The sequence below is a fragment of the Terrabacter sp. BE26 genome (assembly GCF_041941675.1).
Lineage (GTDB): Bacteria > Actinomycetota > Actinomycetes > Actinomycetales > Dermatophilaceae > Terrabacter.
This window is the reverse complement of sequence record NZ_CP090122.1, coordinates 2,201,893-2,222,956: the sequence shown is the minus strand read 5'-3', so window position 1 is coordinate 2,222,956 and position 21,064 is coordinate 2,201,893. Positions and strand designations below refer to the sequence as shown.

The 21,064-nt window shown below is 73.0% G+C and carries 19 protein-coding genes; 5 read left to right on the top strand and 14 right to left on the bottom strand.

Going from position 1 to position 21,064, the window contains the following annotated elements; all coding sequences use genetic code 11:
• Positions 1–27: 27 nt before the first annotated feature.
• The 4 genes from serS to LQK93_RS10280 form a co-directional block, all read right to left on the bottom strand.
• The gene (gene serS, locus LQK93_RS10295; RefSeq protein WP_374967706.1) at positions 28–1,353 is read right to left on the bottom strand and encodes a serine--tRNA ligase; all 1,326 of its coding nucleotides are present in this window, start codon (positions 1,351–1,353) and stop codon (positions 28–30) included.
• 162 nt (positions 1,354–1,515) lie between these two features.
• Positions 1,516–2,658 carry a ScyD/ScyE family protein gene (locus LQK93_RS10290; RefSeq protein ID WP_374967705.1) on the bottom strand — a complete coding sequence of 381 codons (1,143 nt, stop codon included), beginning with the start codon at positions 2,656–2,658 and terminating at the stop codon, positions 1,516–1,518.
• A 176-nt stretch (positions 2,659–2,834) separates the two neighbouring features.
• Positions 2,835–3,689 (bottom strand): ABC transporter permease, encoded by an 855-nt coding sequence (locus LQK93_RS10285; RefSeq protein ID WP_374967704.1) that lies wholly within the window; start codon positions 3,687–3,689, stop codon positions 2,835–2,837.
• Complete coding sequence (locus tag LQK93_RS10280; protein ID WP_374967703.1) at positions 3,686–4,585, bottom strand: ABC transporter ATP-binding protein; 900 nt, start codon at positions 4,583–4,585, stop codon at positions 3,686–3,688. The genes LQK93_RS10285 and LQK93_RS10280 overlap by 4 nt, the downstream gene beginning before the upstream one ends.
• A 308-nt stretch (positions 4,586–4,893) precedes the next feature.
• Here LQK93_RS10280 and LQK93_RS10275 point away from each other — a divergent pair, with 308 nt between their 5' ends.
• On the top strand, positions 4,894–6,552 hold the full coding sequence (locus tag LQK93_RS10275; RefSeq protein ID WP_374967702.1) for an ABC-F family ATP-binding cassette domain-containing protein: 1,659 nt from the start codon (positions 4,894–4,896) through the stop codon (positions 6,550–6,552).
• A 6-nt stretch (positions 6,553–6,558) separates the two neighbouring features.
• Here the strand turns inward: LQK93_RS10275 and LQK93_RS10270 are convergent, their stop codons facing one another.
• Complete coding sequence (locus tag LQK93_RS10270) at positions 6,559–6,822, bottom strand: GlsB/YeaQ/YmgE family stress response membrane protein (protein ID WP_374967701.1); 264 nt, start codon at positions 6,820–6,822, stop codon at positions 6,559–6,561.
• 90 nt (positions 6,823–6,912) lie between these two features.
• Here LQK93_RS10270 and zwf point away from each other — a divergent pair, with 90 nt between their 5' ends.
• A complete protein-coding gene (gene zwf / locus LQK93_RS10265) occupies positions 6,913–8,346 on the top strand; it encodes a glucose-6-phosphate dehydrogenase (RefSeq protein ID WP_374967700.1) in 1,434 nt (477 codons plus the stop codon).
• A 33-nt stretch (positions 8,347–8,379) separates the two neighbouring features.
• Here the strand turns inward: zwf and LQK93_RS10260 are convergent, their stop codons facing one another.
• The 3 genes from LQK93_RS10260 to LQK93_RS10250 form a co-directional block, all read right to left on the bottom strand.
• Positions 8,380–8,832, bottom strand: coding sequence for a DUF2500 domain-containing protein (locus LQK93_RS10260; protein ID WP_374967699.1), 453 nt, complete (start codon positions 8,830–8,832; stop codon positions 8,380–8,382).
• Between the two features lie 93 nt (positions 8,833–8,925).
• Entirely contained in the window at positions 8,926–9,981 is a 1,056-nt protein-coding gene (locus tag LQK93_RS10255) for a Gfo/Idh/MocA family protein (RefSeq protein WP_374967698.1), read from the bottom strand.
• Positions 9,978–10,538 carry a DinB family protein gene (locus LQK93_RS10250; RefSeq protein WP_374967697.1) on the bottom strand — a complete coding sequence of 187 codons (561 nt, stop codon included), beginning with the start codon at positions 10,536–10,538 and terminating at the stop codon, positions 9,978–9,980. Before LQK93_RS10250 ends, LQK93_RS10255 begins: the two co-directional genes overlap by 4 nt.
• 79 nt (positions 10,539–10,617) lie before the next feature.
• Here LQK93_RS10250 and LQK93_RS10245 point away from each other — a divergent pair, with 79 nt between their 5' ends.
• Both LQK93_RS10245 and LQK93_RS10240 read left to right on the top strand, forming a co-directional pair.
• Complete coding sequence (locus LQK93_RS10245) at positions 10,618–11,718, top strand: diacylglycerol/lipid kinase family protein (protein ID WP_374967696.1); 1,101 nt, start codon at positions 10,618–10,620, stop codon at positions 11,716–11,718.
• A gap of 77 nt (positions 11,719–11,795) precedes the next feature.
• Complete coding sequence (locus LQK93_RS10240) at positions 11,796–12,977, top strand: flavin-containing monooxygenase (protein ID WP_374967695.1); 1,182 nt, start codon at positions 11,796–11,798, stop codon at positions 12,975–12,977.
• A 27-nt stretch (positions 12,978–13,004) separates the two neighbouring features.
• On the opposite strand, the gene LQK93_RS10235 is transcribed toward LQK93_RS10240, so the two are convergent.
• The 4 genes from LQK93_RS10235 to LQK93_RS10220 all read right to left on the bottom strand — a co-directional run bounded on the left by LQK93_RS10235 (position 13,005) and on the right by LQK93_RS10220 (position 18,292).
• A complete protein-coding gene (locus LQK93_RS10235) occupies positions 13,005–15,518 on the bottom strand; it encodes a CHAT domain-containing protein (protein ID WP_374967694.1) in 2,514 nt (837 codons plus the stop codon).
• A gap of 146 nt (positions 15,519–15,664) precedes the next feature.
• Positions 15,665–16,162: a hypothetical protein gene (locus LQK93_RS10230; protein WP_374967693.1), complete on the bottom strand. Its 498-nt coding sequence runs from the start codon at positions 16,160–16,162 to the stop codon at positions 15,665–15,667.
• Between the two features lies 1 nt (position 16,163).
• Positions 16,164–16,745, bottom strand: coding sequence for an RNA polymerase sigma factor (locus LQK93_RS10225; RefSeq protein ID WP_374967692.1), 582 nt, complete (start codon positions 16,743–16,745; stop codon positions 16,164–16,166).
• Positions 16,742–18,292 carry a S8/S53 family peptidase gene (locus LQK93_RS10220; RefSeq protein ID WP_374967691.1) on the bottom strand — a complete coding sequence of 517 codons (1,551 nt, stop codon included), beginning with the start codon at positions 18,290–18,292 and terminating at the stop codon, positions 16,742–16,744. The genes LQK93_RS10225 and LQK93_RS10220 overlap by 4 nt, the downstream gene beginning before the upstream one ends.
• Before the next feature lie 425 nt (positions 18,293–18,717).
• On the opposite strand from LQK93_RS10220, the gene LQK93_RS10215 reads away from it, so the two are divergent.
• Positions 18,718–19,551 carry a peptidoglycan-binding protein gene (locus LQK93_RS10215; RefSeq protein ID WP_374967690.1) on the top strand — a complete coding sequence of 278 codons (834 nt, stop codon included), beginning with the start codon at positions 18,718–18,720 and terminating at the stop codon, positions 19,549–19,551.
• A gap of 3 nt (positions 19,552–19,554) precedes the next feature.
• Here LQK93_RS10215 and pheA read toward each other — a convergent pair whose 3' ends face one another.
• Complete coding sequence (gene pheA / locus LQK93_RS10210; protein ID WP_374967689.1) at positions 19,555–20,502, bottom strand: prephenate dehydratase; 948 nt, start codon at positions 20,500–20,502, stop codon at positions 19,555–19,557.
• On the bottom strand, positions 20,499–21,014 hold the full coding sequence (locus LQK93_RS10205) for a DUF4446 family protein (protein ID WP_374967688.1): 516 nt from the start codon (positions 21,012–21,014) through the stop codon (positions 20,499–20,501). The genes pheA and LQK93_RS10205 overlap by 4 nt, the downstream gene beginning before the upstream one ends.
• Positions 21,015–21,064: the final 50 nt, after the last annotated feature.

The following is a 21,064-nucleotide window of genomic DNA, read 5'->3' as shown; positions in this document are numbered from 1 at the left end:
CACACGGTCGGACCGGCGACGACGACGTCAGGCGAGGGGCTTCAGGACGTCCAGTCCGAGGAAGGGGCGCAGCGCCTCGGGTACGCGCACCGAGCCGTCGGGCTGCTGGTGGTTCTCGAGGATCGCCACGAGCCAGCGCGTCGTGCCGAGCGTGCCGTTGAGCGTCGCGACGGCGCGGGTCCCCGAGCCGTTCGGGTCGCGCTCACGGATGTTCAGCCGGCGCGCCTGGTACGTCGTGCAGTTCGAGGTGGAGGTCAGCTCGCGGTACTTGCCCTGCGTCGGCACCCAGGCCTCGCAGTCGAACTTGCGCGCCGCGGGGCCGCCGAGGTCACCGGCCGCGGTGTCGATGATGCGGTAGGGCACCTCGATCTTGGCGAGCATCTCGCGCTCCCAGCCGAGCAGGCGCTGGTGCTCCGCCTCGGCGTCCTCGGGCCGGCAGTAGCTGAACATCTCGACCTTCTGGAACTGGTGCACGCGGATGATGCCGCGGGTGTCCTTGCCGTGCGACCCGGCCTCGCGGCGGTAGCAGGCCGACCACCCGGCATACCTCTTCGGGCCCTCCGCGAGGTCGATGATCTCGTCGGCGTGGTAGCCGGCGAGGGCGACCTCCGAGGTGCCGGTGAGGTAGAGGTCGTCGGCCTCGATGCGGTAGACCTCCTCGGCGTGCGCGTCCATGAAGCCGGCGCCGACCATGATCTCGGGGCGCGCGAGTGTCGGGGTGATCATCGGGGTGAAGCCGGCCGCGGTCGCCTGGGCCATGGCCATGTTGAGCAGGGCCAGCTCGAGCAGCGCACCGACACCGGTGAGGTAGTAGAAACGTGCTCCGGCTACCTTGGCGCCGCGCTCCATGTCGATGGCGCCGAGCTTCTCACCGAGGGCGAGGTGGTCGAGCGGCTCGAAGCCCTCCGCCGCGAAGTCCCTTGGCGTACCGACGGTCTCGAGCACGACGTAGTCGTCCTCACCGCCCACCGGGACCCCGTCGATGATGACGTTGCCGACCTTGCGCAGCAGCGTCTCGAGCTCCGCGCCGGCCTCGTCGGCCGCCGACTCGAGCGCCTTGACCTGCTCGCTGAGGCGCGCCGCGTGCGTGCGCGCCTCGTGGGCCGCCTTCTCGAGGTGCTCGGCGTCAGCGGCGCCGGCCTTCTTCGCCTTCTGGAAGGCGCCCATCGCGGCCCCGACCGACCTGCTCACGGTCTTCTGCTCGGCGCGCAGGGTCTCGAACTCGCCGAGGGACGACCGGCGCAGCTCGTCGGCAGCGAGGATCGCGTCCACGATCCCCGGGTCCTCTCCACGGGCCTGTTGCGAGGCGCGCACCCGATCGGGTTCGTCGCGCACGAGCTTGATGTCGATCACGCGGGCCAGCCTATCCGCGCGTCGGAGCCGACCACGACCGAGATCCTGCGGTACGCACGTTCCCGCCGCGCGGCTCACTACGGGGCCACCCCGCGACGACCGGGCCACCCCGCGACGACGCGCGGGGTGGCCAGCCGGGCACGGCGCTGCTGCGCCGCCGGCTCAGAGCTCGATCTTGACGACCTTCCCGCCGTCCGGGGCGACGCTGCCCGTCGTCACGTAGGCGTGGTCGCCGCGAAGCGCGAGCCCGTACGGCGCGAACAGGCCTCCGGTGACGACCCGGGGCGAGGTCGATCCGGCCGGCACGCGCACCAGGGCACCGATGGGTCCCTTGAGCAGCCCGTTCGCGGAGATCTCGACGGCGTAGAGGTGACCATCCCGGTCGAAGGCCAGCGACGTCACGTTGGTCAGGCCGCTGGCGTACACGGTCGGCTTGTGGCCGGGCACGACACGCCAGACCTTCGACGAGCCCTTCTCGAACGGGAAACCGACGAGCTGCGAGATGTACCAGGCCCCGTCGGGGCCCTTGACGACATCGGTCGGGACGCTGTCGGCCTTGAAGCCCACGGGCACCGGCGAGGGAGGCGAGGAGACGGTCGTCGGCACCGGCGGGAGCACGGCGACGGTGGAGCCGCCCCGGCGCGTGGTGTTGACGGCGTTGGCGCCGGCATCTGCGTAGACGTAGCCCTCGCCGGAGCGAGCCACCCCCACGGGGTCGCTGTCGATGTCGGTCCCGTCGGGGTTCTCGCGAGCCTCGAAGGCGGCGAGGTCCGCGAGCCGCGTCACCCGGGCCGAACCGTCGTCATGGCGGCTCCGGAGGTTGACGCTGACCAGCGTGCCGAGCCGCGCACCGACCGGGCCGAAGGCGGCCCGGTACGCCGGTGGCCCACCCAACCCGATGACGAGCGAGAAGCGGTGGTCACCGGTGAAGACGAGATCGGAGGGGCCGAGCGCCTCCCCGGGGGCGCCGGCGGACGGCAGCCCGGTGACGACGCGTTCGACCCTGCCCTCCTCACCGACTCGAGCGACCGAGCCGGTCAGGCCGGCGCAGGCCTTCACCTTGGGGTCCTCCCGGCTGGGCTGGCAGCCCATCGTGCCGGTCGACCCGGACTCGGCGACGTAGAGCCCACCCTCCGGGCTGAAGGCCAGCTGCCTAGGGCTGTGGAGCCCCCAGGCGATGACCTCGGGCACGTGCGAGGTGGGCGACGACGGGTGCGCGACACCGGAGCCGGCTCCGGCCACACCGGCGGCGAGGGCCACGGCGCCCACTCCCGCGCAACGACGGAGCAGTTTTCGCTTGATCATGGGGTCTCCCTGCTTCGGTCCTCCCCCGACCCCAACACGCTAGAGGCGTGAGGCGGGCCTCTCAGGGAAAGCACAAGAAGTGACCGGAAGGTCGGCTTTGGGCGTCTACGAGCGGTCGTATGCCGTGTGCCGACCTTCGGCAGACGGCATACGACCGCAGAACCCCGTGGGACAGGTCACTTCACCTCGGCCCGCGTGAGGCGCCAGATGCCGACTGCGAGCGGGGCGAGCACCCACACGGTCACCGACGTGGCCAGGTGCGCCCACTGCTGCCCGGTGAGCGAGCCCTCGAAGAGCGGGTTCATGGTCTGGTTCAGGTCGAGCCACACAGCGGCGTCCCGCAGCCACGAGACCATGGACCCGAGGATCGACCAGGCGGTCGGCAGGACGAAGAAGACGACGACCGCCGCCGGCGTGTTCTTGAACAGCATGCCGAAGCCGACGCCCTGAGCGATGCCGAGGAGGACGTAGCCACCGGCTCCGAGAAGCACCAGCGCGTCGACGGACCAGTCGCCGGTGATGCCGCGGAACGTGATCGCCGACTGGTGCGCGACGGCAGCGAGCACGAGGGACAGCGCGAACGCGCAGACGCCGACGACGAGGGCCGCGAGCGTCTTGGCCCAGGCCACCCTGATGCGGCGCGGCTCCAGCCCGAAGGTGACCAGGCCGGTGCGCTGGCTCCACTCCGACGTCACGGTGAGGATGCCGACGACCGGGAGGATGAGCGCCATCGGCATGGTCGTGGCCTGCAGGTACTCGACGAAGGCGTGCTGTCCGCCCCCGTTGAAGAACATGATCGTCAGGGCCACCGCGATGACGGCGCCGATGCCGAGGAGGAGCCAGCGCCCGGCGCGCGTGTCGAGCATCTTGCGCAGCTCGACGTGGGTCAGGCGAGCGAACGGCACCCCGGCCGTCGGGCGCGGGCCGGGGATGCGGCTCGGGACCTTGGCATGGGTGGGGAGTGCCGACTCGGCGTTCTTCGAGGCGGGCGCGTCGGCCGCGCGGGCAGCCTGGGTGGTCGTGGCGGTCATGCCGCCACCTCCTCTCGTGCTGAGTCGGCCGTGAGGTCGAGGAACATCTCCTCGAGCCCCCGGCTGTCGGCGCCGCGCAGCTCGGTCAGGACGATCTGGTGGGCCACGGCGACCCTGCCGACGGCGATCGGCTCGGCCTCGACCTGCAGGCCGCCGGTCGGCGTCCGCGTGGCGACGATCGACTCGCCGGCGAGCGCCGCCACCAGGGCGTCGTCGTCGGTGGATCGGGTGAACGTGCCTGCACCGGCGAGCAGCTCCTCCTTGGTGCCCTGTGCGACGATCCGGCCGTGCCCGATGACGATGATCTCGTCGGCGACGCGCTCGATCTCGTTCAGCAGGTGCGAGCTGAGCAGCACCGTGCCACCTCGGTCGGCGTAGCCGCGCAGCAGGTCGCGCATCCAGCGGATCCCGGCTGGGTCGAGCCCGTTGGCCGGCTCGTCGAGGATGAGGACCTCCGGGTCGCCGAGCAGGGCGTGCGCGATACCGAGGCGCTGGCGCATGCCGAGGGAGTAGTTGCGCACCCGTCGGTTCGCCTCCTTCTCGGTGAGGCCGACGAGGTCGACCATCTCGTCGACCCGGCCGCGGCCGACGCCCATGAGCACGGCGCCGAGCGTGAGCACCTCGCGCCCGGTGCGGCCGGCGTGCTGCGCCGAGGCGTCGAGCAGCAGGCCCACGTGGCGACCCGGGTTCGGCAGGGCGGCATACGGCTTCCCGAGGACGGTGGCCCGTCCCGAGCTGGCGGGCGTGAGTCCGGCCATGACGCGCATGGCGGTCGTCTTGCCCGCGCCGTTCGGTCCGAGGAACCCGGTGACGAGGCCCGGCTTGACCTCGAAGGAGACGTCGTCGACGGCCGTGAAGGGGCCGTAGCGCTTGGTGAGTCGTTCCACTGTGATCATGGGCCTACCCTCCCGAGACCGGTGACGGCCGCACATCGGTCACCCACCTGATTCCGACCCCGAGAGAGGCGCCCTCGACCCTGACCCCGCTCGGGGTCCGGACTCGGGGTCCGGACTCGGAGTCGGCACCCGGGGTCGGCACCCGGTGAGCGAGCAGGCGAAATCCGCTGGACGGCAGGCGCCCTCGCCCCTAGCCTCTCTCCCGTGTGGATCTCCTGATGCTCCGAGCCAGCCCGAGCGCTGACCTGTCGACGGCACCGACCGTCTGACGGCACCGCCGGGGCCCTGCCGACCATCCAGGACCTCTCATGTCTTCCACCCTCACCATCTCCGGGCTCGACGTCGCCTTCGGCGCGCGCACTCTCTTCACCGGACTCGACCTCACTCTCGCCGACGGCGACGTGACCGCGGTCGTCGGACCCAACGGCTCCGGCAAGTCGACGCTGATGCGCACGATCGTCGGAGAGCTGCCGGTCGAGGCCGGGTCCATCCGGCTCGCCCCGCGTGACGCCAGCATCGGCTGGCTGCCGCAGGTCCTGCCCGGTGCCGCCGAGACCCTGCTGGCGTATGCGCGTCGCCGCACGGGCGTGACCGCTGCCGACGCAGAGCTCGAGGCGGCGTCGACGGCACTCGCGGAGGGAGCCGACGGCGGCGAGGACCGCTACGCGCTCGCGCTGGAGCGGTGGCTCGCCCTGGGCGCCGCCGACCTCGACGAGCGACTGCCCGAGGTTGCTGCCCGCGTCGGCCTCGACGTCGCGCCCGACCGGCCGCTCGGCACACTCTCGGGAGGCCAGGCGGCCCGTGCCTGCCTCGTGGCGGTGCTGCTGAGCCAGTACGACGTGCTCCTGCTCGACGAGCCGACGAACAACCTCGACGCACGGGGCCTGGCCCTCATGGCCGAGTTCGTCCGCGGCCACGAGGGGCCCGTGCTCATCGCGAGCCACGACCGCACCTTCCTCGACGCGGTCACGACGAGCGTCGTCGAGCTCGACGTCAAGCAGCAGCGCATCGGCCACTACACGGGCGGCTGGAGCGACTTCGTCGCGCAGCGCGAGCTGGCCCGGGCGCACGCGTGGCAGGCGTACGAGGGGTATGCCGCCGAGCGCGACTCGCTGCTCGCGCAGTCGCGGCAGCGCCAGGACTGGGCGGCCAAGGGCCGGCGCAACGTCGCCGCCAGCGGGGAGCCGGACAAGTTCATCCGCGAGAAGCACAAGGCCCGCGCCGACCGCCAGGCCGCGAAGGGTGCCCGGCTCGAGCGCGCCGCCGAGCGTCTGGCGACCGTCGAGCAGCCCCGCAAGGAGTGGCAGCTGCGCTACGCGATCACCGAGGGGCGCCCCTCCGCCGACGTCGTGGCGACGCTCTCGGACGCTGTCCTGGAGCGGCACGGCTTCCGGCTCGGACCCGTCAGCCTTGCCGTCGGGCGGGGTGACCGCGTGGCCCTGGTCGGCGACAACGGCTCGGGCAAGACCACGCTGCTGGGTGCGCTGCTCGGTGACCTGCCCCTCACCTCCGGTCGCCAGTCCCTGGGCACGCGCGTCGCCGTCGGCGTCCTCGACCAGGACCGGCACCTGCTCGACGACGAGGCGCCACTCCTCGACGTCGTGCACCGCGAGCTCGGGATCGACCCGAGGACGGGCCGGGAGTGGCCGGTCGCCGACGTGCGCACGCTGCTCGCGAAGTTCGGGCTCGGCTCGGAGCACGTGTCACGGCCGGCCCGGAGCCTGTCCATGGGGGAGCGCACCCGTGCGCTCATGGCGCTCTTCCAGGGACGGGAGGTCAACGTCCTCGTGCTCGACGAGCCCACCAACCACCTCGACGTCGATGCCATCGAGCAGCTGGAGGCCGCCGTGGCGGCCTTCGGGGGGACGGTGCTCGTCGTCAGCCACGACGAGAGCTTCCTGGACGGCATACGGCTGACCCACCGGTGGGTCGTGCGGCGCGGCCGGGTGACGGTGCAGGCGCTGTAAGAGGAGTCAGCGGGTGACGTTGCGGGTGCGGCTCCAGCGCCACCCCGCCGTGACGATCACGGCGCCGACGATGGATCCGACGATGCCGCTCGGGCGCAGCTGCAGGCCGTCACCGGCCAGCAGGCTCGCGAGCAGGCCACCGATGAACGAGCCGACCAGACCGGCGACGAGCGCGAGCGTCCAGTCGATGCCTTTGCCCTGCCGGCCCAGGATCAGCTGCGCGGCGGCTCCGACGAGCATGCCGAAGAGGATCATGCCGAGGATCAGCATGCGACAAGGCTAGGCCCGCACCCGGTCCGCAGGAGGGAGTTCTCTCGGAACACAGGCCCGCCTGAGGACGATCTGGGGCACGCTGGACGCATGCCCGCCACCACGGTCGTCCTTTTCGGTGCCACCGGAGACCTCGCGAAGCGCAAGCTGCTCCCCGGCATGCTCCATCTGCACGAGACGCAGCTGCTCGAGGGCCTGCGCGTCGTCGCGACGAGCCTCGATGACCTGACCCGCGAGCAGTTCCTCGACCTCGTGTTCGCCTCGATCCGCGAGCACTCGAGCCACGACGTCACCGACGACGACCTGCGCGAGTTCGCCGACCGCATCCACTGGGTGCCGGGTTCGGCTGGGCCGCAAGGGATCCGGGCGGCGGTCGAGGAGTCGGAAGACATACTCGGACCCGATGCGTGGCGGTTGCACTACCTGTCGGTCCCCCCGAAGGCGGCCCTGGTCGTCGTGCGCCAGCTCGAGGAGGCCAAGCTCGTCGAGCGCAGCCGGATCATCATGGAGAAGCCGTTCGGCACCGACCTCGCGAGCGCCCGGGCCCTCAACGCCGCGCTGCACGAGGTCTTCGCCGAGGAGCAGATCTTTCGCATCGACCACTTCCTCGGCAAGGAGGCGGCGCAGAACATCCTCGCCTTCCGGTTCGCCAACGGCCTCTTCGAGCCGATCTGGCACCGCAACCACATCGACCACATCCAGATCGACGTGCCCGAGACCCTCGGCCTCTCGCAGCGGGCCGACTTCTACGAGAACACCGGCGCCTACCGCGACATGGTCGTGACGCACCTGTTCCAGGTGCTCGCCTTCACCGCCATGGAACCGCCGACAGCGCTCGAGCCGGCGGCGATCAGCGAGGAGAAGAACAAGGTCTTCCGGTCGATGGCGCCCATCGAGCCGCACGACGTCGTGCGCGGGCAGTACGTCGGCTACCGCGACGAGCCGGGCGTAGGCCCCGAGAGCCAGACCGAGACGTTCGTGGCACTCAAGTGCTTCGTCGACAACTGGCGCTGGGCCGGCGTCCCCTTCTACCTGCGCACCGGCAAGCGGCTGGCCGAGGGGGCCCGCATCATCTCGATCGCCTTCGAGGAGCCGCCGAGGTCGATGTTCCCCGCCTCCTCGGGCGTCGGCGACAACGGGCCCGACCACCTGACCTTCGACCTCGCCGACAAGGCCCGGATGTCGCTGTCGTTCTACGGGAAGCGGCCGGGCCCGGGCATGAAGCTCGACAAGCTCTCGATGCAGTTCTCGATGCAGGAGACGCACTGGGCGGGTGCGGTGCTCGAGGCCTACGAGCGGCTCATCTACGACGCCGCCCGCGGCGACCGCACCCTCTTCACCTCGGCCGAGGGCATCGAGCGCCTCTGGGAGGTCAGCCAGCCGCTGCTCGAGAATCCGCCGCCGGTCCGCCTCTACGACCCGGGAACGTGGGGTCCGAACCAGATCCACCAGCTCGTCGCGCCCTTCGCGTGGCGGCTGCCGTTCGAGCGACGCTGGCGCGACCCCAACGACATGGGGGCCTGACCGCCCACTGAGGGGGTATGCCGCCGGGCCGGGTCAGGGGCTGCCCTCGACGGCGCGCTGGCGGGTGAAGCCCTTGTACCGGGTGCCCTGGTGGATGAGGTGCCCGCGGTCGCCCTCGGCGAGCTGGCCGAAGTCTGCGCCGTTCACCTGGAGCTCGCGCCGCTCGCCGGAGGGCTCCTCGAACGTGACGAAGTAGGTCGTGCTCGAGCTCGGCCCGGTGGAGGCGACGGCCATCGTGCCCGACCCGTCCATCGGGCCGACGGCCGAGCCGGCCCGGCGTTGCACGTCCGTGCGGCGTGAGACCACCATCGCGTCGACGCTGCGCAGCGGCGATGCCTCGTTGGCCCGCCACTGCGACAGGCCCTTGACTGCGACCGTGACGAAGCCCGCGAGGACGAGCGTGAAGACGACTCCGAAGAAGAGGAGGAAGATCGTCGGCGGACCGGACATGTCCGGGGTGAGGGGGCCGAACTCGTCGGTGACCATCGCGGACCTCTGTGTCTCGAGCGGGTGAGGACGGCAGTATGACTCCCCCACGGCCGCTGCGGTTGCACCGCGATTCGACGTCCGAGCCGGCGCTCACTCTCCGGGGTAGACGACCCCGACCTGGCGGCGTACCTCATCCATCGTCTCCATGACACGCAGCGTCGTGGCGTGCGGCATGAGCGGAGACTCGGTCTCCCCGGCGACGAGGCAGCGCGCGAACTCCGCCGCCTCGTAGGAGAACCCGCGCACGTCGTCCGGGAGGCCACCCGCGCGCTCGTCGATCGTCTCGTTGTGGCGGTCGACGAGGCGGACGGTGGAGCCGGCGCCGTAGAACGCACCCGACAGCTCGAGCCGGGCCTCCGTGCCCGCGACGACGGCCGTGCACGGCGTGACGCCCGCCATCGTGCAGGACAGCAGGCCCTGCGCGCCGCCGGCGCCCGAGACCGCGATCGTGGTCGTCGCGTCGACGCCGAGCGGCGTGAGGGTGCCGTGGGCCGAGACCGACGTCGGGGCGCCGAGGACGAGGTCGGCGAACGAGACGGGGTAGACGCCGAGGTCGAGCAGCGCGCCGCCGGCGAGCTCGGGCTGTGACAGGCGCGCCGGGCCGTCGGGGTAGAGCCGCTGCCCATGGTCGGCGAAGACCGCGACGAGCTCCCCGATGAGGCCCGTCTCGACGACGTGCCGAACGACGTCGTAGTGGGGCAGGAACCGGCTCCACATCGCCTCGACGGCGAGCAGGTGCTGCTCCTCGGCCGCGGCCAGGACCTCGCGAGCCTCGGCCGCGTTGCGGGTGAACGCCTTCTCGACGAGCACCGGCTTGCCCTCCTCGAGGGCGAGCAGCGCGTGGTCCCGGTGCTCCGAGTGCGGCGAGGCGACGTAGACCGCGTCGACCTCCGGGTCGGCGACGAGGTCCTCGTAGGAGCCGTGGGCCCGCGGGATGGCGAACTCGTCGGCGAAGTCCTTGGCCCGGTCGAGGCTGCGGGAGCCGACCGCGACGACGGAGGACGCCGTGCCGACGGCGACCGCGTCGGCGAACGTGTGCGCGATCCCGCCGGGGGCGAGGACACCCCACCGGATGGCGGGGGCGTCGCGCGGGTCGGGCGTGCGTGGCTCGGGCAGCCGGAGCGGCACGTCGATGGGCAGGGTCATGCGGTCACATCCCAGAGGTGGTGGCGGACGTCGTGGACGAAGTAGAGCGCGAGCGTGCCGGCCGTGAACGACGAGCCGTTGCTGCGCAGGGCCGGCCACTCCCACTCCGTACCCGAAGGGCGGGCGTATGCCGTCGCCGCCGTCTCGAAGGCCGCGGTGACCTCGAGCGCCACCACGTCGGGGTCGCTTCGCCAGTACTGCCGCTCGGCGGCCGTCGCGTCCTGGTCCCAGTTCGCGAAGGTGACGACCTCGCCGCCGCCGGCCAGGATCTGCTCGAGCCGGCCCGTCATGACGGCGCAGACGTCGCGCACGTGGCACGCGTACTCGAGCGGTGACCAGACGCCCTCGCCCGGACGGGTGCGCGCGTCGTCCTCACCCAGGCGGGCGGCATACCGTCGGCCCGCGTCGCGGAGGAGAGCCGGGACGGCAGCGGCCTCGACGGTGGCAGGGTCGAAGCCGCAGTCGGGGCACGGGCGGGTCAGGACCCAGGTCCAGTCGGCGTCGTCCGGAGTGGCTGGTCCCGGGTCGTCGATCGGCTCATGTGTCGGCTCGCTCATGCGCTCAGGGTAGGGGGAGACGCTCGCCGGGACGGCGGCTGTTCGGGAGCCGTTCACGCTCGGGATACCGTATGTCTTCGTGCTCAAGGACTACCTGCCGTGGATCATCGCCGGCCTCGTCGTGCTGGCGCTGGTCGTCGGAGGGGTCGTCCTCACCCGGGTCACGCCTGAAGCCGGCGGGAGCAGGCGTCGCCGTCCACGCCCGCCGCGCGACCACTTCCGCAACGGGGACGAGCCCCCGGCACCGCTCAAGCGGGCCGGGGTCGTCATCAACCCGACGAAGTTCACCGACCTCGTGGCCCTCGAGCAGCGGATCACCGCGTCGTGCCTCGAGAACGGCTGGGGCGAGCCGCACTTCTACGAGACCACGGTCGAGGACCCCGGCGTCGGCCAGGCGGCCCAGGCCGTCCGTGACGGCGTCGACCTCGTCTGCACGCTCGGCGGTGACGGCACCGTCCGCAACGTCGCGAGCGCCCTCATCGGCACCGAGACGGCCCTCGGCATCCTCCCGGCAGGCACCGGGAACCTGCTGGCCCGCAACCTCGACCTGCCCGTCGCCCTGGAGGCCGCGGTGACGGTCGCGCTGACGGGCCGCAACCGGCGCATCGACGTGGGCGAGCTCGTGATCGGCGCCGCTCCGATGGACGACGCGCCCGACGAGTCCGGCACCCCGGAGACGCACCAGTTCCTCGTCATGAGCGGCATCGGGATGGACGCGCAGATCATGGCCGGCACCAACGAGAACCTCAAGGCCAAGGTGGGCTGGCCGGCCTACATGGTCTCGGGCCTCAAGCACCTCGTCTCCCCCGAGTTCCGCATCTCCGTCAAGGTCGACGACGAGCTGGAGTTCCGCCGCCGCGCCCGCATGGTCGTCATCGGCAACTGCGGCCGGCTGCTCGGCGGCCTCGTGCTCATGCCGAACGCCCGCGTCGACGACGGGCAGCTCGACACGGTGATCGCCTCGCCGCGCGGGGTGGTCGGCTGGGTGCCCGTGGCGACCCGGGTCGCGACCCGCCGCCGCAAGGGCCACCCGACGCTGGACCACAAGGTGTGCAAGGAGGTCCGGGTGCGCACCGACCGCCCGGTGCCCGTGCAGATCGACGGCGACGTGATCGGCGAGGCCACCGAGGTGAGCGCCACCGTCCGCCCCGGCTGCCTCACGGTGCGGGTCAGCCAGTAGGGCTGCGGGGCCGGGCTCGATGTCCTCACCGGGCTGGGTTGCCGGCAGGCGGCCGCGTGGGCCGCTACCTTGGCCCGGTGAGCCAGCGCAGCGTCCCGGTCGACGCATACATCATCGGCGGCGGACCGGGCGGCCTGGCCACTGCGGCCGCGCTCGGGGCGCGGGGGCTGCGGGGCGTCGTCCTCGAGCGGACCCACAGCGTCGGGTCGTCATGGCGCGGCCACTACGACCGCCTGCACCTGCACACTCCCCGTGAGCTCTCCGGCCTGCCCGGGCTGCCCATCCCCAGGGAGATGGGTCGCTGGGTCTCGCGCGACGACGTCGTGCGCTACCTGGAGCTGTATGCCGCCCACCACCGGCTGGACGTGCGCCCGGGCACCGAGGTCAGCCGGGTCGACCGCTCCGCGGGCGGTGACTCGTGGAGCCTGACCCTTGCCGACGGCACGACGCTCACCGCTCCCTACATCGTCATCGCCACGGGCTTCAACCACACGCCGCGCGAGCCCGACGTGCCGGGGCTGCACGCGTACACGGGCCAGGTCGTCCTCGCCCGGGACTACCGCAACGGCGCGCCCTACTCGGGCAAGGACGTGCTCGTCGTCGGCACCGGTAACACCGGGACGGAGCTGGCCGTCGACCTCGTCGAGCACGGCGCCGCGCGCGTTCGCCTGGCGGTCCGCACCGTGCCGCACATCCTGCGCCGCAACACCGGGCCGTATGCCGCCCAGTACACCGGCATCGCCGTGCGGCGCCTGCCCACCGCCCTCGTCGACCGGGTCGCCCCCGCCGTCGAGCGGCTCCAGACCCCGGACCTGTCGGCGCACGGGCTGCCGCGTCCGGACACCGGCCTGCTCACGCGGGTCGAGCGCGACAACGCCATCCCCGTCCAGGACGTCGGGATCATCGCCGCCATCCGCTCGGGGGCCGTGCAACCGGTGGCCGCGCTGCGCGAGCTCGACGGTGACACCGTCGTGCTGGCCGACGGCACCCGGCTGCAGCCCGACGTCGTGGTCCTCGCCACCGGCTACACCCAAGGGCTGGAACCACTCCTCGGGCATCTCGGCGTCCTCGACGAGAAGGGCCGCCCGTGCGAGCGCGGTGGCCGCACCCCGCGCGGCGCCAAGGGGCTGTGGTTCACCGGCTACACGAACCCGATCTCCGGCATGTTGCGCGAGCTGTCGATCGACGCCCGCAAGATCGCCCTGGCCATGGCGCTGCGCAAACGCCGCGAGATGAAGGCCCTCCGCGCCGCCTCGTAGGCGGTGCCTGCTCGGAGGCTGCGCCCGTCAGGGCGCCACCGGAACATGCCTGCCACCGAGATCGAGGAACGCCGCAGCGACGTCGTCCGTCTCCGCCACAGCCCGCGCCAGCGCCTCGTCGCTCGCCAGTCCCGAGGCCAGCAGCCGGTGGTGCCGGGTCATCGTCGTGGCCGCGACGTCGTCGGGCACCGGCGCGACCGCCGCGACGACCGAGCGCGCACCCAGCGACAGGAGCGAGAGCGCGAGTCCGAGCGACTCGTGGCCCGGCCGTGCCGAGGCCAGCCCGACGTCGCACGCCGAGAGCACGACGTGGTCGGCCCGGACACCGGTCGGCTGGAGCTCGTGGGCGAAGACCGGCCCGTCGTGGAGCACGAGCGAGGAGAACAGCGGGGACTCGGCCTGGTGCGTGCCGTGCGCGGCGACGTGCACCACTCCGGGGCGCGCGAGCGCAGCGACGAGCTCCTCCCGCCGAGACGGCTCGGCCAGAGGCCGTCCGCCGCCCCAGGTGGCGAGGACGGCCCGCCCCTCGGCCGGCCCTCGCGGCACGCCGGGCCCCACGGTCACGTGGACGCCGGACCCCGGCGCCCCTCGCGTCCCGTCGTCACCGCCGCTGCCGCGCCGGGCGAACGACGTCAGCGAGAGGGCGACCGTGAACGGGCGTCCCCTCATCGACGGGAACACCGCCCACGGCAGGGCCGATACCTCCGGGCAGGTCACGACAACCAGGCCGCGGTCCGAGCGCCACGGCCGCACCAGGGCCTCGTCCAGCTCGGCCGCACTCGAGCGCAGCGAGGACCAGACCGCGCCCGCCAGCGGGCCCAGGTGGTGGGTGGCGGCAGCCCGCAGGTCGACGCGTACGCGTTGGGCGAGCTCGGCGGCCCGGTCGACCGGCATCAGGTCGCGCAGGGTCGCCCGCCCACCGATGACACCGACGGCGCAGAGCCGACCCCGGTGCCTGAAGAACCACACGAGGTCCCGGTCGACCCGGCGCAGGTGCTCGCGAGCCTCGCGCAGCCCGACGTGGACGGCCCCGGCGGCGTCGACGCTGCGGCTGAGCGCCCAGTCCCGGTCGCGGATCTGGCGCTCGAGCCGAGAGGCCTGGTCGTGCAGCTCGCGCACCTGGTCGGAGTCGGCGACCTCTCCGCGGAGCTGGCCGCGGACCGCTCGCAGGTGCTCGGTCAGCGCCGCGAGCCGGTCGTCGACCGGACGACCGAGTGACGGCAGCCGGTCGGTCGCGCTGCGCCACCGCTCGAGCGCCTCGAGCACGGCGCCGCTCCCCCGCGGCACCGCCAGCTCGAGGTCCAGCTCCGCCAGCCGCGTGCCGTGAACTGCCCGTGCGGTGCGCAGGTCGAGGCTCGCGCTGCCCTGCTGGCCGGCAGCCAGCCGTCGGGACGCCCGCGCCAGGATGCGCCTGGCGGGACTGATGTCGCCGGTCGCGACGAGGGTCATCGCGGTGACGACCGCCGAGTCCAGCTCGTCGGCCAGCGACCCCGTGGACACGCGCTCGAGGCCGAGCAGCCGAGCGTTCGCCCCGGCCGGGTCACCGGCCAGCAGCAGCGCCTGCGCCGCCACGACCCGGGCGTTGTCGGCCAGCTCGGCATCACCGAGCTGCGTCGCCGCGTCGGTGAGCCGGTCGGCCGTCGCCGCCGCAGCCAGCGCCACGTCGTCCCCGTCGCGTCCGTCCCGCCCGTCGTGTCGGTCCCGGCGCCTCCTCCGTTCGCGGTCCAGGTCGGCGAGGAGCTCGACCAGGGTCGCCTTCACGGTCCACGCCTTCGCCCCCATGCGCGCATACATCTCCCGCGCGGACGCCGCCGCCGACGCCGCGAGCTCCACCCGGCCCAGGAGCCGGTGCGCGCGCGCCAGCGCCAGCTCGAACTCCGCCCGCATCTGGTCGTGGCCCTCGCGGTCGAGCTCGGCCAGCCCGGCATGCAGTGCCTCGACGGCCTCCTTGACCAGCCCCGCCTCGAGCAGGACCTGGGCGCGATCGAGCCGCGCTGGCCCCTTGAAGACGTCCGACTCCAGCTCCTCCGCCCTGGCCATGCCCGCCAGGGACCGCGGGAGGTCACCGAGGAGGTATGCCGCATACCCCTCGTTGTGACGGGCCATGAACTCCTGCTCGACGCCGCCCAGCGCGTGCGCGAGGCGGGCCGCCTCGCCGAACGACTCGAGGGCCTCGCGCGGCCGCAGCAGCTCGAAGGCGAGCATCCCGCGGCTCAGGTGGACCGAGCACTGCTCGTGCTCCGAGAACGCGTCGAGCCGGCGCACCGCGCCCTCGAGCCCGGCCCAGGCCGACGCGAGGTCGCCGACCCGGCCGTGGATGTTGGCACGCTGGTACTCCAGCCGGGCCCGGAGCACGTCGTCCCCGAGCTCGACGACGATCTGTTCGGCCTCCTTCAGCCGCGTCGTCGCGGGCTCGAGGCCCGAGAGCATCAGCTCCGTCAGCGCGAGGGTGACCAGCGTGCGGCACCGAAGCTCGAGGTGCTCGCGCGAAGGCGCGCCGCCGGCCGACCGGTCGATCTGCTCGAGGGCGGCAGTCAGCAACCGGGTCGCCTCGACGGGACGTCCGGCCAGGTTCTCCGCCGCGCCCTGGTCGCGCAGGGCTCGTGCGCTCTCGAGCAGGTCGATGGGTGCCGTCGGGCCTCTCGCTCAGGCGACCGCCATCGGCTCAGGTGCGGGGCTCGGTGGCCTCAGACCTGGATCGTGGGAGTGATGACCGGTCGCACGTCCTGGTTTGCCGGGTCGGTCACCACGAAGTGGACCGGCCCATGGGGTAGATCATCCAGAACGAAACGCCCGTTCGCATCGGAAACGACCGAGCTGCTCCCCTCGTTCGTCACGGCCTCGACCCTGGCACCCGGGGTGGTGACCCACCCGTCCACCCGGACCCGGTCGTCCGACTCCTCCGTCGACATCGGCCCGACGGAGACCATCAGGCTCATCGAGGCGGCGGCGAACGTGACGGACTCGGTGGGCGTCGGCTCCACCTTCGTCTCGGCGCCGCGCGTCGTCAGCAGCGCTGAGTCCATCAGCTCGGCGACCTCGGCGTGCAGCGCGTGGACCGTGATGGCGAACTTCATCCGCTCCGCCAGGTCGCCCGGCACGGGGTCGGCGTGCGCGAAGAGGTCGCGCACGTGCCGCAGGTTGGCGACGTCGCGGGCATCGATGGCGTCAGTGTGAGAAGTCATGTCAGACCGCCCATCCGGGGTCGGAGCCGAGCGTCGTCCTCAGCTTCTGCAGGCAGCGGCCGCGGGTCGGGCCGATGCTGCCGACCGGCATCCCCAGCGACTCAGCGATGGCGGCGTAGTCGGGTCGGTCGGCGAACGCGATGACCCGGAGCAGTTCCTGGCATCGCGGGGACAGCGTGGACACGTGCTTCCACAGCACGCGCTGGCGCTCGGAGAGGATCGACTGTGCCTCGGGGTCGAGCTGCTGTGCCGGGGCCTCCGGCACCTCCTCGACCCCGATCTCGCGGCGGGAGCCGCGGCCCAGGCGCCAGACCTCGCGCTTGACGACGACGACCAGCCACCCGAGCACGGCTGCCGGCTCCTGGATCGACTCGCAGCGGTCGACGAGCTGGAGGAAGGCGGTCTGGATGGCGTCCTCGCACACCGCCGGCGCCGCGCCCTGCGAGCGCGCGGCGTTCCAGAGCACGGGGGTCACGAGGTCGACGAGCTCCGAGAGCCGCTCACGCTCCCCGTCACGGTAGGCGGCGAACGCGCGGCCGGCCCGGGTGCCGATCCCGTCGGGGGCGGTGGGGGTGTGCGTCATCTCGACTCCTTCTCGGTGCACGTGTGGAGGGCGTGGAGGGCGCGGGCGCACATGGCCTCGGGCCGCACGTCCTTCAGGCCACCGCAGGCGACGAGGCAGGCGGCGAGCTCCGCGGCGAAGACCGGGGCCGAGAACGACGTGCCGCTCCACACCCCGAAGCCGCCGGTGTAGTCGTCGGGGTCGACCGTGCAGCGCACGACGTCCCCCGGCAGGCTCGACGACGGCTGGCCCATGCCGTCGGTGAGCGGGAGGGTGCTGACGAGCGAGACGCCGGGCCGGGTGGCCGTGATGACGGTGAGCGGGTTGCTGAAGAGCGCGACCGTGGTCCCGTCCGGGTTGCACGCCCCCACACTCGACACGGGCGGCACCTGGGGCTTCTTCGGCCCGGGGAGGGCCGCCGCGAGCGACGCGGGGACGAAGGGCGAGCTCGTGCCGTCGTTGCCGGCGCCGGCCACGACCGTCACGCCTGCGGCGGTGAAGCGGTCGAGCATCTCGGCGACCGGGCCGCTGGTGTAGGTGCTGTCCTCGGCGTAGTAGCCCATCGAGATCGAGAGGATGTCGACGACGTCGGCCCTGCGGCCGCCCCGCTTCTGCCCCCGCTCGTGACGGCCCAGCAGCGCCTCCAGGACGTCGAGCACGTGGCTCTCCTCGACGGCGCCGGAGTCGTCCATGACCGGGATCGACAGGACCGTCGCCTCGGGGCAGCCCTGCCGGAGGAGTCCCGCGATGAAGGTGGCGTGCCCCTGCAGCAGGCCGACGGGCTCGGCGGGCGGCGGTGCGGAACCCCCGGGCGGCGCGGCAGCAGGGGCCGGGACGGGTGGCTCGCCGGGCACGAGCCGGCCGTTCTCGTAGCGCAGCCGGACCAGCCGCTCGCTGTCGCGGAACCACGGGTGGTCGGCGACGGGCGTGTCGAGGAGCGCGACGACCGGGCTGCGGTCGACCTTGCGGGCGCGCAGGGCCGGGTCGGGCAGGGCCAGGCTGACCGGCATCCGGCCGCCGCGCCCCGGCACGGAGTACTCTTGGAGCGCGGACCCGCCGATCCCACCCCAGTAGCCGATTCCGCCCCAGTAGCCCCCGATGCCACCCCAGTAGCCGCCGATCCCGCCCCAGTAGCCGTCGGCGGGACGCAGCACGTGCTCGAGGCTGAGCCGCTCCGCGACCGGGTCGCCCGCCTCGCGCAGGCGCTGCAGCACGTCCCAGGCATCCACCGGCTCGATGGAGCGGCGTGGCAGCAGCGTGATGCTCGTGCCCCACGCGGTCGCGCCGAGCTCGCGGGGGGCGCCCGGCCGGGGAGTCACCTCGTAGTCGAGGCCCAGCCGGTCCAACGCCTGCCCCAGGTCGTCGAGGATCCGCGTACTGCCGGACGCGTTGCGCGCCAGGAGCCGGTCGGAGAGGTAGAGCGCCGGCAGCGGCTGCTGCCCGTCGGTCAGGCGCATCGCCGTCGCGGGGTCGAGTGCGCGGACGGGCGGCCGTCCCGGGGGGCGCGAGGCACCCGTCGCGTTCTCGCCGTCGTCTTCTCGGGGGGAGCCTGGGCCGGACTCGGACATCGACAACCTCCTCAGCGGTGGTGGTGCTCAACAGACCCTTACACCGGACTGAGTGTCCGCACCGGGTTTCCTGATACATCGGGCGTACGGAACGTCTTCGGACTTTTTCGGCCCCGCACGTATCAGGACCGGACGAACCGACTCTGGGACGTCAGGGGGACGGTCATCGAGCTGCTTCAGGGAGCTGTGGAGGGGCAGCGGGCTCGATGACCGGGGACGTTCGGGACCTGTGTGGGGCGGTCCCGTCCGTGTGGGGCGCCGGGCTGGCAGCACCGGCGCCCCTTCCCCACGCCGTCCTTCGGACATTCCACGTCAAACGGACGGTTGCCGCCGCGCGCGTCGCATTTCTCCCCTTCGCGGCCACGGCGCATACTTCATCCACGTAGGCGGACGTCAGGGACCGCGACGAACTCAGGGGGACCACGATGCAGGGCACTTCAGGCGTACGCGCCGGCAACCGTCGGCGCAGGGCGCTCGCCCCCGCCGCCTCCGCCCTCGTGCTGGCCGTGGCGCTCGGCGGGTGCAGCACCGGCTCGCTGCAGGCGACGTCAGCAGCGCCCGGGTCGACGTCCCAGGGGGCGCAGCCCGACGTGCAGATCCCCACCGACACGCCGTCCGAGTCCGATGCCGCGGCGTCGGGCCCCATCCCCACGGTGACGGCGGACCCACTGACTCCCACGACGCCGACCGCGCCCGCCACGTCGGCCGTCCTGCCCACCCAAGACACGCCCGCGACCGTGACGCCGGTGACGGCGCCCGGCACCCCCGCGGCCACGACTGCCGGCCCCGACGGCACGGGCTCGTGCGCGCGGACCCTCGCGGCCTACCCCGTCCTGGCGCCCGGCGCGAGGGGCGCTGCCGTGCGCACGCTGCAGTGCCTCCTCGACGACGCCGACTTCGGACCGGTGGCCGTCGACGGGGTCTACGGGACCGACACGCGTGCGGCCGTGAAGCGGGTCGAGGCGACGCTCGACGGCGCCGCGCCGCACCCCGGCCGCGTCGACGCCGGCATGTGGGTGGTCGTCATCTCCCGTTCGCTGGGGGACGTCACGCTCGAGCTCGGCTCCACGGGCCCCGACGTCGTGACACTCCAGCGCGCGCTGCGCGCGGCGGGCGCGACGGTCACCGTCGACGGCCGGTTCGGATCCCAGACCAAGAAGGCCGTGCAGCGCCTGCAGGACGCCAACCGGATCGGCGCCGACGGGGTCGTCGCCGGCGAGACGCTCTTCCTGCTGAAGATGGGCGCGACGATCGGCTGACGCTCAGGCCCGCAGCTCGTCGAGCCAGGCCTTCGCGCGGTCGAAGTCGTCGTCCGACGTGCCGGGACGCGCGTCGGGACGACCGCCGTCGGCCCGTGGGTATGACCCGAGGAAGCGCACCTCGGCGCACACCCGCCGCAGGCCCATGAGCGTCTCGCCGACGCGGGCGTCGAGCAGGTGGCCCTCGAAGTCGATCGAGAAGCAGTACGACCCCATGGCCTCGCCGGTGGGGCGCGACTCGAGGCGGGTCATGTTGACCCCCCGGACAGCGAACTGCTCGAGCAGCTCGAGCAGGCCACCGGCGTGGTCCTCGCGCTGGAAGAGCACGACCGTGGTCTTGTCGGCCCCTGTCGGCTCGGGGAGGGTTCCCGGCCGCGCCACGAGGACGAAGCGCGTGACCGCCGAGGCGTTGTCGCCGATGTCCTCGGCCAGCACCTCCAGCCCCTCGTTGCGGGCGGCGACCGGGGCGCACACGCCGGCGTCGAACATGACGTCGCCGGGGCCGCCCAGGGCCGCGGCGCTCGCCGCCGTCGACAGCGTCGGGACGTACTGCGCGTCGGGCAGGTGGCGGCCCATCCACCCGCGCACCTGGGCCCACGCGTGCGAGTGGGTGCCCACCGTGCGGACCCGGGCGAGCGGCACACCGGGGCGGGCGCACAGCACGAAGGTGATGGGGACCAGCACCTCGCCGACGACGACGAGCGGCTCGCCCGTGGCCAGCGCGTCGAGCGTCGCGGAGACCCCGCCCTCGACGGAGTTCTCGATGGGCACCATGGCCGCGTCGATCTCACCGGCGCGCAGGGCCGAGAGCGCCGCATCGACCGAGCCGAAGGGCACGTGCTCGCGGCCCTCGGCGGCGTCCCACGCGTCGAGCGCCATCTGCGTGAAGGTGCCGCGCGGGCCGAGGTAGCCGAAGCGGTCCAGCTGCTCGGGCGTGCGGGGCGGGGTCACGAGCCGTCCTTCGCGTGCTGCGGCCGCCGAGCCGGCTCGTCCTGGGTGGCCGACGCGAGCGCCTGCTGCTCCTCGGGGGTCAGGGTGATGCTCGACCGGCCGCCGACCACGCCCTTGGCATAGGTGCGGGACTCGCCACGCGCGTGGATCGAGCTGAGCACGATGCCGTCGCCGAGGTCGTCGACGATGGCCGCCGAGAAGGACAGGCGCCCGCCCATGTCGCCGAAGGCGTCGTAGCGCACGACCGCGACGTTGCGCAGGCTCTGGCGCACGTCGTTCTCCGCGCTCGCGACGTGCTCGCGCAGGCCGGCCAGCTCGGCGGTGAGCCGGTCGATCCGGTGGTTCTGGGTGGCGGCGACCCGCGCGATGTCGGTCCGGCCGTCACCGCCCAGCGCGGCGAAGTCCCGCCGGACCCCGGCGAGGCGCAGCTGTGCCGTGACCGCGAGGACCAGGGCGAGGAGCGCGACGACGACGGCCGCGATGGCGAGCGTCGTCAGCGTCGGGGCGTCCACGATCGGCAAGGGTAGCCGCGGCAGCCGTGCCCGGCGCGCCGGTTCCACCC